This window comes from Streptomyces sp. KLMMK, assembly GCF_036961605.1.
In the GTDB taxonomy this organism is placed as follows: Bacteria; Actinomycetota; Actinomycetes; order Streptomycetales; family Streptomycetaceae; genus Streptomyces; species Streptomyces telluris.
Map to the genome: position 1 here is coordinate 14,995 of NZ_JBAMDC010000010.1, position 13,197 is coordinate 28,191.

Annotated in this window: 10 protein-coding genes; 5 read left to right on the forward strand and 5 right to left on the reverse strand. The window is 71.1% G+C overall.

What is annotated here, in order from left to right; all coding sequences use genetic code 11:
• Positions 1–44: 44 nt before the first annotated feature.
• Positions 45–467 (reverse strand): cysteine/serine endopeptidase inhibitor, encoded by a 423-nt coding sequence (locus tag V7793_RS03470; RefSeq protein ID WP_335581388.1) that lies wholly within the window; start codon positions 465–467, stop codon positions 45–47.
• A gap of 415 nt (positions 468–882) precedes the next feature.
• On the opposite strand from V7793_RS03470, the gene V7793_RS03475 reads away from it, so the two are divergent.
• Both V7793_RS03475 and V7793_RS03480 read left to right on the forward strand, forming a co-directional pair.
• Positions 883–1,776: a glycoside hydrolase family 19 protein gene (locus V7793_RS03475; RefSeq protein ID WP_335581389.1), complete on the forward strand. Its 894-nt coding sequence runs from the start codon at positions 883–885 to the stop codon at positions 1,774–1,776.
• Positions 1,777–2,002: 226 nt separating this feature from the next.
• Positions 2,003–2,938 (forward strand): CAP domain-containing protein, encoded by a 936-nt coding sequence (locus tag V7793_RS03480; protein ID WP_335581390.1) that lies wholly within the window; start codon positions 2,003–2,005, stop codon positions 2,936–2,938.
• Positions 2,939–3,059: 121 nt separating this feature from the next.
• Here the strand turns inward: V7793_RS03480 and V7793_RS03485 are convergent, their stop codons facing one another.
• Complete coding sequence (locus V7793_RS03485) at positions 3,060–6,014, reverse strand: AfsR/SARP family transcriptional regulator (RefSeq protein ID WP_335581391.1); 2,955 nt, start codon at positions 6,012–6,014, stop codon at positions 3,060–3,062.
• A gap of 178 nt (positions 6,015–6,192) precedes the next feature.
• On the opposite strand from V7793_RS03485, the gene V7793_RS03490 reads away from it, so the two are divergent.
• Positions 6,193–7,668, forward strand: a complete 1,476-nt coding sequence (locus V7793_RS03490; protein WP_335581392.1) for an AfsR/SARP family transcriptional regulator — start codon at positions 6,193–6,195, stop codon at positions 7,666–7,668.
• Positions 7,669–7,723: 55 nt separating this feature from the next.
• Here V7793_RS03490 and V7793_RS03495 read toward each other — a convergent pair whose 3' ends face one another.
• On the reverse strand, positions 7,724–8,221 hold the full coding sequence (locus tag V7793_RS03495; protein ID WP_335581393.1) for a hypothetical protein: 498 nt from the start codon (positions 8,219–8,221) through the stop codon (positions 7,724–7,726).
• A gap of 306 nt (positions 8,222–8,527) precedes the next feature.
• Between V7793_RS03495 and V7793_RS03500 the strand changes: the two genes are divergently transcribed.
• Positions 8,528–9,364, forward strand: a complete 837-nt coding sequence (locus tag V7793_RS03500) for an NmrA family NAD(P)-binding protein (RefSeq protein WP_335581394.1) — start codon at positions 8,528–8,530, stop codon at positions 9,362–9,364.
• A 115-nt stretch (positions 9,365–9,479) separates the two neighbouring features.
• On the opposite strand, the gene V7793_RS03505 is transcribed toward V7793_RS03500, so the two are convergent.
• Positions 9,480–11,102 (reverse strand): phytoene desaturase family protein, encoded by a 1,623-nt coding sequence (locus tag V7793_RS03505; RefSeq protein WP_335581395.1) that lies wholly within the window; start codon positions 11,100–11,102, stop codon positions 9,480–9,482.
• A 199-nt stretch (positions 11,103–11,301) separates the two neighbouring features.
• Here V7793_RS03505 and V7793_RS03510 point away from each other — a divergent pair, with 199 nt between their 5' ends.
• On the forward strand, positions 11,302–12,522 hold the full coding sequence (locus V7793_RS03510; RefSeq protein ID WP_335581396.1) for an ATP-grasp domain-containing protein: 1,221 nt from the start codon (positions 11,302–11,304) through the stop codon (positions 12,520–12,522).
• A 34-nt stretch (positions 12,523–12,556) separates the two neighbouring features.
• Here the strand turns inward: V7793_RS03510 and V7793_RS03515 are convergent, their stop codons facing one another.
• Complete coding sequence (locus V7793_RS03515) at positions 12,557–13,192, reverse strand: hypothetical protein (RefSeq protein ID WP_335581397.1); 636 nt, start codon at positions 13,190–13,192, stop codon at positions 12,557–12,559.
• Between the last annotated feature and the right edge of the window lie 5 nt (positions 13,193–13,197).

A 13,197-nucleotide genomic window follows, 5' to 3' on the forward strand; every position in this document is an offset into this window, starting at 1 on the left:
TCAACGGGCACGGGGCTCAGCAGGGGGGCTCAACGGGCCCGGGTTCAGCGCACGAACTTCCAGGTGATGCCGTTGACCACGCCCCGGTCGAGCGGCGCCAGCTTCTGGAAGGCCGGCCGGCCGAGGTCGATGTGGGTGCGGTCGCAGGAGAGGCACTTGTCCCTGACCGGCACCCTGATGGTCTTGCCGTTGTAGCTGACCTCGATCGATATGCCCTTGCAGAGAGGGTCGTTGTTGGGGTTGGCGGAGGTCCACCACGCGGGCGAGACCGCGACCAGGTCCTGGGAGTTCGCGTCGATGGCCGTCCCGCAGGCGCCGAATCCCTGGTCGGTGTAGTAGGTCATCTTGCCGTTCATCGGCTGGCCGATCGGAACGTCGGCGGCCGCCGGTCCCGCGGCGACGGCAATTCCGGTGGCTGCGGCGGCCAGAACGACGGCTGCGGAGCGCGCAGCTCTGCTTCCACGCATAGTTCTCTCCTCGTACAGGGGTAATGGAGGGCGGATGGTGGGCGGATGTACTCCACGGACTCGTGGAGCGAGCGCCCCGGAAACCGGCATTGCAGAGCCGTCACGACTCGCCGGTCAGGAAGTCCAAGGGAAGTCCGGGGGAAGTCCAAGGACAGCGGCAATTCTTCGGCACGCGTCCGGCTTTCGGTCCATGAGTGCCATGCGGGACGACGCCGACGCAAGTCCCTGCAGCGACAGTTGTCCGGAACCGGGTGCCAAATGCGCCTGGTTTGGCTGCCCATGATGCGTGTCATTGACAATGAAGTTGAAGAGTTATTCACTGCGCAAGGGCGACGGCCGCAGCGTCCACCGCCGGCCCCGTCGCGCTTTGAGCAAGCGAGTGTCACCTCAGCGATCCGATCCCGTAGGAGCCGCCGTGAGAACAAACCGCTTCGTCACCTTGCTGCTGTCCGTACTGGCTCTGGTCGGTACGGTCCTCCTCGTGCCGTCCGGCACGGCGAGCGCCGCCGGCCCGTGCGACAACGCGCCCAACTGGACGGCCGGCACTTGGTATCCGGCGAACACGGTCGTCCGGTACACGGACGGGAAGTACTACATCGCCGAGCACGACAATCCCGGCTACGACCCGCTCATCAGCACGTGGTACTGGGACCCGTACACTTGTCAGGGCGGCGGGAACCCGGGGGACGGAAAGTTCCCCGTGACGGAGACCCAGTTCCAGCAGATGTTCCCGGGCCGGAACTCCTTCTACACGTACAACGGGCTGATCGCGGCGCTGGCCGCGTACCCGGGATTCGCCGGCACCGGCAGTGACCAGGTCAAGCGTCAGGAGGCCGCGGCCTTCCTGGCCAACGTCGACCACGAGACCGGGGGCCTGGTCCACATCGTGGAGCAGAACACCGCCAACTATCCCCACTACTGCGACCGGAACCAGCCCTACGGCTGCCCGGCCGGTCAGGCCGCCTATTACGGCCGCGGTCCGCTCCAGCTCAGCTGGAACTTCAACTACAAGGCGGCGGGCGACGCCCTCGGAATCAATCTGCTGAACAACCCGTCGCTCGTCCAGACCGACGCGGCCGTCTCCTGGAAAACCGCCCTGTGGTACTGGAACACCCAGCGAGGCCCCGGCACCATGACGCCGCACGACGCGATGGTCAACAGCCGTGGATTCGGGCAGACCATCCGCAGCATCAACGGCGCCGTGGAGTGCGACGGCCGCAACCCCGCCCAGGTACAGAGCCGGGTGAACAGCTACCAGCGGTTCGCCCAGGTACTGGGTGTGGCTCCGGGCGAAAACCTCTACTGCTGAGCCCCGGGGAATGTAACCGACGGGCCGGCTCGCGGTGCCGCCCTTTTGCGAAAACCAGTGGACGGGCGGCCGGTAATCACCGGCCGGACCGTTCCGATCGGATCGGGCAGCAGTCCGGCAAATGGACGTCGACCGTTTGTTGATCGCCGGTTTCTAGCCTCCCCGAGGTAAACACCCCGGGCGCGCCGCGTCCCGGGGTCACTCGAGGAATGAGGAAACGGGACCCATGCAGACGTCGACCAAGAAGTCCCCCATCACGTTGCTCAAGACGTCCCACATATGGGGCGCCCTGGCCCTGGCCGCGGTCGGTGTCACCGCCCTGCCGGCACCGGCGCAGGCGGCCGCGCAGGCGGGTCCGCTCGTCGGGCTCGCCGGCAAGTGCCTGGACGTCCGTGGCGGTGTCCGGGACAACGGCACCCCGGTTCAGCTCTACGGGTGCAACGGCACGGAGTCCCAGCAGTGGATGTACGTCGAGCAGCCCGGTGAGATCGGTGCCACGATGACGGCGTTCGGCAAGTGCCTGGACGTCGCGTCCAGCGGCACCGCCGACGGCACCCCCGTCCAGTTGTGGGACTGCAACGGCTCGGGTGCCCAGAAGTGGGTCCGCTACCAGGGCGACGTCCTGATCAACCCGCAGTCCAGCAAGTGCCTGGACGTCCGCGGCGGCAACGTGAACGACGGCACCCCGGTGCAGATCTACAGCTGCAACTACACCGCGTCCCAGGTCTGGAAGTTCTCCGGCGGCGGCAGCCCGGACCCCAGGCCGAACCCGGGCACCGGCACGCTCCAGCGCCAGGTCTTCGACCTCATCAACGACTACCGCGCGCAGCACGGCAAGGCGCGCCTGGAGTACGACCCCGTCGTCGAGCGCGCCGCCCAGGACGAGGCCGACGAGCAGGCCCGGCGACAGCAGCAGGGCCACTACCTCGATGTGACGGCCTCCGTTCGCAAGTACGGCTACTCCCGTCAGATCAGGGCGGTCGGCGAGAACGCGGCGGGCGCCCGTGGCTTCTGGAAGGACGCCCCGTCGGTGGTCGACGCCTGGATCAAGGAGCCGCTGCACGAGCAGATCCTCCTCGACGACAAGTACAAGTACACCGGCGTTGGCGTGACGATCGACTCGAACGGCACCTACTGGTGGGCACAGGACTTCGTCGGCTGACGGTTCCCGCTGCCCGACGACGCCGTCGACACGGCCGCCGAGGCGCTGTGGCCCGGGGAGCCGGCCGGCGGGTCGGCCTCGTAGGATCGACGGCGAGGCGCCCCGTATCTGTGATTCCCTCTCACCGGAGGCCCGCGAGGAGCGCGCGCGTCTGGTCGGCGTCCGCGTGCGCCTGACGCTGTTCGAACAGTCCGAGCGCGGCTTCGAGGCAGGTGCGGGCCCTGGCGCGCTGGCCGAGGTGGTCCAGGCCGCGGGCGAGGGCCCGCAGCAGGCTCGCCTCGAGTATGCCGCTCGTCGTCCGGGCCACGGGCAGGAAGGTCTCGGCGACTTCCGCCGCCAGGCGGTGCCGGCCGGCCTGGACATGGAGGTCGGCGATCAGGGCGCCGGTGGCTGCTTGGAAGGCCGGCACGTTCAGGGAACGGAACAGCTCCAGCGCCTCTTGGGCGCGGTGGAACGCCTCGTCCACGTCGTCGCACAGCCGCAGCACGCGGGCCAGGTAGTACAGGCCGATCGCCTTGGACACCGAGGGCTCCCGGCCCACCAGGCGCGCGCCCTGCTCGGCTGCGGTGCGGGCCTCGGCGAGCCGCTCCTGCCGGGCGTAGTTGAAGGCCAGTTCGCCCAGTGCGGTGCCCTCGGCGGTCCCGGCGCGCGAGGAGCGGAAGAGCCGTACGGCGGCCTCGCCGTGCTCGACCGCCTCGTCGGTCCGGCCGCGGACGCGCGCGCCGGCGCACAGGGTGAGGTGGGCCCAGCCGCGCAGCCGCGCGTCACCCGCGCCCCCCGCCTCGCCCGCGTCGTCGCACAGCGCGATCGAGCGCCGTAGTTCGGATTCGGCTTCGGCAAAGGCGTTCGTGTGCCACAGGGCGTTGCCGCACACGTAGCGGGTGAGGGCTTCGGACGTCCGGTCGCCGCGCGCCGCTGCCACCGCGGCGACGTGTCGGGCCTGGGCGATCACGCCGGTCTGGTGGGCTGTGCCGGGCAGCACGTTGTTCAGCTTGTCCACGAGGTCGGCCGCCTGGGCCAGGGGCAGGGACTCGTCCGCACAAGCGCGGTCGATCAGCGCCTGCTGGACGGGTATCTCCTCGTGCATCCAGTCGGTCGCCGCCTGTGCGCTGCCGAAGCGGAGGCCGGCCGCGGTCACCGGCACGTTGATGAGGCGGCGCTCCGCGGGGTCGACGGAGTGCGAGGCCGCGTCCGCGGCACGTGCGGTGGCCAGGCAGAAGTCCAGCAGCCGGGCGAAGGCCCCGGACGTCCCGGCGGGGGAGCCGTCACGGGCGTTCCTGGCCCGCGCGAAGACCCGCACCAGGTCGTGGAAGTGGTACCGGCCCATCCGCCGGGACTCCACGAGATTGAGGTCGACCAGCGACTCGAGGATGTCCTCGGTGCTCTGCGGGTCCCGGCCGAGGAGCGCGGCGGAGCAGTGCAGGCCGAGATCCGGCGCCTCCACGGTGGACAACAGCCGGAAGGCACGACCCTGTTCGGGGGAGAGCTTGGAGTACGAGAGCTCGAAGGTGGCTTCGACGGCGAGTTCGCCGGTGGACAGCTCGCTCAGCCTCCGGTGCTCGTCGGCCAGCCGGCGAACCATGCCGGAGAGGGGCGTACCCGGCTCCGCGGCCAGGCGCGAGGCGACGACCCGGATGGCCAGTGGAAGCCGGCCGCACGCGGCCACGACGGCTGCGGCCGCCTCGGGCTCGGCCGCGCAGCGGTGCTCGCCCACGATCCGGCCCAGCAGTTCCAGCGCTTCCGCGGGCGGCATCACGTCGAGCCGCAGGTGCTGCGCCCCGGTCAGCCCGGTCAGCCGGGCGCGGCTGGTCACCAGGACGGCGCTGTCACCCGACCCGGGCACCAGCGGTTGTACCTGGTCATCGGAGGCGGCGTTGTCGAGCAGCACGAGCAATTGGCGTTCCGCCATCAGCGAGCGGTAGAGGGCGAGGCGTTCGTCGCCGTCGGCGGGGATCCCGCCGTCGGCCGTGCCGAGGATGCGCAGGAACGACGCCAGGACCGCTTGCGCAGCCAGGGGCTCGCGGTCGGCGCCGCGCAGATCCGCGTACAGGCATCCGTCCGGAAAGCGTTCCGTGACCTGTCGCGCCGCGTGGACGGCGAGGGCGGTCTTGCCCACGCCCGGAACGCCGTTGACGGCGGAGACCACGATGGCCCGTGTGCCGGGGTCCGTGAGCATGCCGGTGAGGGTGCCGACCGCCTCGCCCCGGCCGGTGAAGTCGTCGATTCCGGGAGGCAACCGGTGGGCCCCCGGGACGCCGTCCGCGGTGCGGGCCGGATGGGCCGGCCCGCCGGCCCCGGGCATGGGTTCCGCGCGCAGGATGCGCTGGTGCAGCTCCCGCAGGGCCGCGCACGGCCTGCGCCCGGACGGCGGGAGGTGGGCCAGCCGGTCGTCCAGGAACCTCCGGGTGTCCTCGTAGACGCTCAGTGCCTCGGCCTGCCGGCCCGCCTGGTAGAGCGCGAGCATCTGGACGCCGCGCAGCCGCTGGCTGGCCGGGTACTCGATGACCAGGTCGCCCGCCTCGGCGTGCAGGTCCGGCCGGTCCCCGATCTCCGCATCGAGCTCCAGGCGGGCCTCCAGCAGTGACTGCCGGACGGCGTCGAGACGGTCCCGCTCCGCCCGGGCGTGCGGGCCGTGGAGGCCGGCCAGCGGCTCGGCCGACCACAGTTCGAGCGCGCTCGTCAGGGTGTCCCGGGCCTGTTCGGCCGTGCCTCCCGCGGCCCGGATGCGCTTGGCCTCCGCCTCCGCCTGCTCGAACGCCCAGGTGTCCACGGCGCCGGCCGGCACGCGCAATGCGTAGCCGTCGCCGACGGTCATGAGCAGCGGCGTCTCGGGGGAGTGCCCCAGCACCCCGCGCAGCCGGTACACGTGGGTGCGGACGGACTGGTCCGGTCTGGACGGCCGGTCCGCCTCGTCCCAGACACCCTCCGCGATCAGGGGCAGAGACACCGTCCGCCGCGCGGCGCCGAGCAGGATGGCGAGCACCTCGCACTGCTGGGGTCTGCCCAGGCGGATCTCCACGTCGTCACGCCAGGCCCGGACCGGGCCCAGCAGAGAGAAGCGGAATGCCGGTGCCACTGCAGCGGAGGGCCGACGCCCCGCAGGGGAATTCCCGTGCGTCTCCATGGCTTGCTTCCTCTCTCGCGGGCTAAGTTCCATAGGGAGTGCGTAGGTACGCAGGTGCGTAAGTGCACATGTGTGATGGGATGTCGGTTGTCCGGATTGCTGTGGTGACACGGCCGGCTTGGGGCGAGAAGTGACGGTTCGATTTCAGACACTGGGACCGCTGCGCGTACGACGGGACGGCACCGAGACCCCTGCGGGACGGCCCCAGCAGCAGGCCGTCCTCGCGGCGCTGCTGGCGGCCAGGGGCAGACCACTGACGGCCACTCAGCTCCTGCACGCCGTATGGGGAGAGGACGATGAGCACTGGCCGGCCCGGCCGAAGCGGATCCTGGCCACGCACGTCTACCGCATCCGTCAGATGCCGGCCTTCTCGCCGGACGGTGCCGGCGCGGTCCTTCTCCAGGCCGGTGAGGGGTACCGGCTGGCGGTCGAGGACGGGGCCGTCGACATGCACCGCTTCGACGACGCGGTGCGGGCGGCCGCGGCGGCCCGCAGGAACGGCGATCCGGACGGTGCCCATGCACTCCTGACCCAAGGGTTGGACCTGTGGTACGGGACTGCTCTGGAGGGAGTGCCCGGCCCGCTCGCCGGACGGATCCGGCAGCGACTGACGGTCAGTCGCACGGCAGCCCTGGAGACACGGCTGTCCATAGACGTGGCCCGCGGCCGGCACGCGGAGGTGCTGCCGGAGATAGCCGCTCTCGCGGAAGCCCCGGACGCCTCCGGGCAGGTGCTGTCATTGCTCGTCCTCGCTCTCTTCCGCAGCGGCCGGCGCGACGAGGCCCGCGCCGTCCTCGACCGGGCCCGGGACCGGGCCGGGGAACTCGGCCTCGACCCCGCGCCCGAACTGGAGCGGGCGCACCAGGAGATCCTCGGCAGCCCCGCCGGACCTGCCCGGTCCGGTCCCCGCGGCCCCGTCCGCCCGTGCCACCTGCCGCCCGACACCGGTGACTTCACCGGGCGCACCGCCGAAACCGGCCTGCTCCTGGAAACCCTGGCACCCGGCGGCCGGGCCACCGGGCGGCCGGCGGTCGTCCACGGAGCCGCCGGGACCGGGAAGACCGCCCTCGCCGTCCACGTCGCGCACCGGTTGCGCGACGTCTACCCCGACGGTCAGCTCTACGCCGCCCTGACCGGTTCGCACGCGTCGCCGGCACATCCCGGCCGGGTCCTCGCCGCCTTCATCCGGGCGCTCGGCGGGGACGTGCCCGAGGACGAGACGGACATGGCCGCGGCCTACCAGGCGGCGCTCGACGGGCGCCGGGTCATGGTCGTACTGGACGACGTGGAGGATCTCGACGGCATCCGCCCGCTGGTTCCCCGGCACCAAGGGTGCGGGGCCCTGGTCACCGGCCGGGCGCTCACCGGGCTCCTGCCCGGCGCCCGGCTGCTGGCCCTGGGCGCCCTCTCCCCGGACGACGCACTCGGCCTGCTCGTCCGCGTGCTCGGCACCTCACGTGTCGAGGACGAACCGGACGCCGCACGGGCCCTGGCCGAGGCCTGCCGGCACCACCCGGCGCTGCTGCGCACTACGGCGGCACGGCTTGCCGCCCGGCCGCACTGGTCGCTGGCGAGCATGGTCGACCGGGTGACGGGTGACGGGTGACGGGTGACGGGTGACGGGCGACGGGTGACGGGCGACCGGGCCGGGAAGGAGGATGTCAGGATTTCCAGAGCACGTCACAAGGCAGGGGCATGCTGTACGGGGCCGTGCTGTGGCACCGTCTGCCGTTGTCACCGTAGATAAGCATGTCGCCGGTGGAGTCCAGGAAGAGCTTCACCGGGTAGGGGCGATCGCCCCGCTGGGTCCCACTGGCCCAGCAGGCGCGCCCGTCCTGTGCGTAGACCACGAGGTTCCCGTCGGTCTGCATCACGGTCTTGTAGCCGCAGCCGATGGTGTTGCTGGCCCAGCGGGCGTTGCCGTTGACGTAGACGACGAGGTTGCCGTCCTTTTGCATGATGAGCCTGGCGGGGCCGTTGTCCAGGTGCCAGTCCCCGTAGAGGGACTCGTCGTTCCAGATTTCCGTGTGCTCGGGGTTGATGTCTGCGTGCGCCGTGCCTCCGGCGAAGAGCAGGCCGGCCGTGGCGACCACCGCGGATGCTGCGAGAGCGGTGAGGCGGCGGGCTGCCGAAGGACGCTTGGTGCTCGTGGATGTCATGACGGTCCTATCTGCGGGACGGGGACGAGGGATTAAGGCGCAACGTCTCCCACGAGCATGTCCTGCACCGGTGAAAGGAGATTCAACAAACGATAAACGGTGAGGTGGGGGATACCAGGAGGAACTTCGTGACCAGTGCCTCCTCAGTGGGAAACGGCCCGAAGTGATGTTCGTCGGATGGATGAAGCGAAACAGCAGATAGGGAACCGTGCGCCGGCCCACGGGCGCACCGGTAGCCCGGGCGGGTTTCTTGATCTCAAGTGCGGTTGAGCTTCTAGGGTCGTCAGCGACGAAAGGAACTCAGCTGTGACGACATTGGTTACGGGTGCCACCGGGAACACGGGTCGGCATGTGGTGGCGGAGCTGGTCCGCCGAGGAGAGCATGTCCGGGCACTGACGCGGAATCCGGCTGCGGCCGCGGGAAGGTTTCCGGCCGGGGTGGAGGTGGTGGCCGGTACTCACACGGCACCGGAGAGGCTGGACGCCGCCCTCGACGGCGTCAGCCGTTTGCACATCACGGTGACGGCGGGGCTTGCCGAGGTCGGGCCCGAGTTGGTGCGGCGGGCGGTCGGTGCGGGTGTACGGCGCATCACTGTGGTGTGGGGTGGTGGTGTGGGCCCGGTCGAGCAGGCCGTGGCGGACTCGGGTGTGGAATGGACGCGCCTGGAACCGCAAGAGTTCATGTCCAACACGCTGAACTGGATCGAATCGGTCCGGGCCGAGGGGATCGTGCGCGAGCCGTACGACTTTCCCAGCGCACTCGTCCACGAGGCCGACATAGCGGCAGTGGCGGCGGTCGCGCTGCTCGACGACGGCCATGCGGGGCGCGCCTACAACCTCACCGGGCCCGAATCGCTGACCCCGCGTGAACGGATCGCCATCCTGTCCCGGGCGGTCCGGCGCGACATCGCTTTCGTCCCGATCACGCACGAACAGGCCCTCGACAGGCTGATGGCCACCGGTGTGCCCCGGGCGGATGCCGAATATGTCATCGGCTGGTACTCCGCTCCCAGCGAGGACTCCACGACCGTCGTGGACACCGTCGAGCAGGTGACCGGCCGCCCGGCGCGTACGTTCGCACAGTGGGCGGCCGAGCACGCGGAACGTTTCCAGGCGCCCCGCGGCGGTTCGGCCACTAGGTAGGCCGGAGCTTCGCAGCGGTCGGCGCCGCTCCCGGCCGGGCTCCCGCGCGGTGTGGTCTCCTGCGCCAGTGGACCACGGTCGTGGCGCCGGCTCGGGACCGCCGCGGCCGGGGAGGTCAGTGACCCAGTGCAGCCATGGCGGCGTTGTGGCCGGGGATGCCGCTGACCAGGCCGCCGCGTGCGGCGCCCGACCCGCAGAGGAGGACGTTGGGGTGGGCGGTCTCCACGCCCCACCGGGCCGCGGTTCCTTCCTCGCTGCTGTCGGCGTAGGGGAATTCGAGGGCGGTGTGGAAGATGTTGCCGCCGGGCATCCCGAGGTCCCGCTCGACATCGAGGGGGCTCTTGGCCTCGATGCACGGGCGGCCGTCGCTGTCGACGGCCAGGCAGTCGGCGAGCGGCTCGGCGAGGTGGGAGTCGAGCTGTTCCAGCGTGGCCCGGAGCAGCCGCTCGCGGGTGGCGTCGTGGTCGGCGGTGAACAGCCGGGCGGGGGTGTGGAGTCCGAAGAGGGTGAGGGTGTGATAGCCCTCGCGGGCCAGTGCGGGGCTGAGGACGGAGGGGTCCGTCAGGGAGTGGCAGTAGATCTCCGAGGGTGGGGCGGACGGGATCCGGCCGCCGGACGCCTGCCGGTAGGCGGTCTCCAGCTCCTCGTAGCCCTCGCTGATGTGGAAGGTCCCCGAGAAGGCCGCGCGCGGGTCGACGGCTCCGGCGCGCAGCCTCGGCAGACGTCGCAGCAGCATGTTGACTTTGAACTGGGAGCCCTCGGACGGTGGCGGTGGCTGCTCGCCCAGCAGCCGGGCCAGCTCGTGAGGGGAGGCGTTGACCAGGACGTGTTGTGCCGCGAAGGTGCCTTGCGTGGAGGTCACTTCGGCCGTCCGGCCGTCCGTGGCGATGTGCGTGACCTCGCACTCCGTGAGGAGGTGCGCACCGGCGGCGCGGGCTGCGTCGGCGATGGCATCGGTCAGTGCTCCCATCCCGCCCACGGGGACGTCCCAGTCGCCGGTGCCGCCGCCGATGATGTGGTAGAGGAAGCAGCGGTTCTGGTGCAGGGTGGGGTCGTGGGCGTGGGTGAAGGTGCCCACGAGCGCGTCGGTGAGCACCATGCCGCGCACGAGCTCGTCACCGAAGGCGGCCTCGATCGCCTCGCCGAGGGGGCGCTCGAAGAGCGCTTCCCAGGCGGGCCGGTCGTCGATGAGGGCGCGGAGTCCGGCGCGGGTGGGAAGCGGTTCGGTGAGCGTGGGGAAGACCCGCTCGGCCACGTGCCGGGTCATGCCGTGGAACCGCTGCCAGGAGTCGAACTCCTTGTCCGAACCGGTGAGCCGGGCGAACGACGCGCGGGTGCGGGCCGGGTCACGCTCCACCAGAAGGCCGGTGGGCCGTCCGGCACGCACGGTGGGTGAGTAGGAGGAGACTGCACGTTTGCGGACGCTGAAGCGCAGCCCCAGGTCCTTCACGATCTTCGGGGGCAGCAGGCTGACAAGGTAGGCATAGCTGGAGACCCGGGCGTCGAAGCCGGGGAAGAGGCGAGTGGAGACGGCCGCACCACCGGTTCGGGCGAGGCGCTCCAGGACGATCACGCGCCGCCCGGCGCGGGCCAGGTAGGCGGCCGCGACCAGACCGTTGTGACCACCACCGACGATCACCGCGTCATACGCCCTGACGGCCTGCCCGGCCCGGGGGCGGACTCCTGTCCGGTGGGCGGCGTCCGGCCTCGTCTCGGGGATGCCCCTCGATGTCGCCATGCCTCTTCGTAGCACGCGTCGATCCGGGGTGGCCAGACCTTGGCGCGGCGAGGCGGATCGTCCGGGGCCGGCGTGCCACGGCGCCGCCGGACTACCCACGAGAGTATCGGCGCCCCGCCGTTTACGCCGTGGGGGAGAGGGCCGGATGGATTAGCCTGCCGAGGCGGTGTCCGGCCATACCGATGGGATGGTGGTGCACATGGTGCGCGTGGTCGTCCTGGGCGAGTTCCGTGCGGACCGGGTGGTTCTGCCCCTGCGGCAAGGCGGTGCGGAGGTCACCGTGCTGGGGTTCACCGACCTTGCCTCGTTCCTCGGGCCCGGGGTCGCGTGCGCACAGCTCCCCGCTGTCCTCGACGAGGATGCGCTGCTGCGGCTGCTTGACGTCTGCCGGGCCGATATCGCCTTGCCCAACATGGGGTGCCATGGGCAGGAGCAGTTCCTGCCCGTCTACGCACGCGCTGCGCCCCGGGTGCGGGAGGCAGGCTGCCGGATGCCCGTGCATGGTGAGACGTTCGCGCTGCTGGCCAGCGACAAGGTGGTGCTTCACCGTCTCGCGGGGGAGCGGGGATGGCCTGTGCCCCGGGGCGTGGTGTGCGAAGCCGCAAGGGGAATGAAGGCCGCTGTGGAGGAGCTCGGCTTTCCTGTCCTGGTCAAGGAAGCCAGAAGCGAGTTCAGCTCGGGGCGCCACTATGTGGAGGACGGGGTGTGCCTGGGCCGGGTGTCTGCCGAGGTGACGTATCCGGTGCTGGTCCAGGAAGCCATCGAGGGGGAGGAGTACGCGGTCGAGCTCCTGTCCGGTTCGTCCTCCACGGTAGCGTGGCCGGTCGCTTCCCTGGGCCGGCTCGACGGCGGCTGCGACCCGGGCCGACGGGTCAGGGTCGCTCCCGTGGCACTGCCCGCTCCTGCCCGAGGGGAACTGGCCGCAACGGTCGCCGACATGACGGAGGCCTTCGCGCCGAGGGGGCCTTGGCAGATCGACTTCGCCGTCACGGACGACGGCCGGCTGAAGCTGATCGAAGTGAACGGCCGGCTGAGTGGCGTATCCAACATGAGCTGGGCGAGTACGGGCACTGATCCGCACGCGGCATTCGCACAGGCCGCTCTCGGCCGGAAGCCTCGCAGCCCGAAGGCCGGCCGGATCGCGCTCGAGCTGCCCGCACCCAACGGCGCGGTGCTGCCGCCCGCACCGGACGGGACGGAGCTGCTGTGCTTCCCGGGGAGTCCGCTCAATCCCGCGCCTTGCGTCCGTGGGTTCCACCGGCCGGTGCTCAAGGTCCCCGGCCGTCTCGCAGACGCGGCACGTACCTGGCTGCGGGCCCTGCGCCCCGGCGCTCTGCTGGACAGCACCGCCGACGAGGCGGTCTCCCAGTTGGACCGGGGCCTGCATGCTCTCCGGCAGGGCGGCCGGGCGCCGTCGTGACCATCTCGCACCCTGCTGCGCGGGGCCGGGCGGCTCACGCCAGGAGAGTGGTGATGAGCTTGCGTACCCTGCCTTCCTCGACGCGCCGGACCCCGTGGACCAGCTGGATGCCGTAGACGACGGTGGTGCCGGGCTGCGGGCTGCACGTCCAGCGGGTGTGCGGGGTGTCGGCCAGTTTCACCGGGCCGGTGCGGGCGGTGATCTCGTGCACGAATCGCGTCCCGGGCACATAGGCGCTGCTGCCCGTCGCGGTGACGTCGCTCCACAGGGCGTCCGCGGAGCAGGTGTCGAGGTGGAACTCGCCGCCGCGTTCGGCGTTCTGGAGGTCGAAGCCGACCCGGGCGATCCGCTGCGGCCGGGCCTGCGGGTCGCCCACGCCGTGTACGTGCGGACGGATCTCATCGCCGGGTTTGAGGTCGTGGTACAGCCACGGCTCGATGCCCGTGGCGGAGGGGAAGACCCGGCGGACGGCGGGCAGGGCGCGCTGCAGGGCGGTGTCCATGATGGTCTGCGCAGCCTCGGGCGCGGCGAGCCCCTGGCTGGGGCGTGCAGGAGCCCAGCCGGTGGCTGCGAGGTGCTCGTCCAACACCTTGGTGAGCTCTGCGGTCTCGTCGGGCGTGAGGAACCCTTCGATGGTCTGCACGGCCAGGGTCTCGGTCATGTGGATCACGAGCG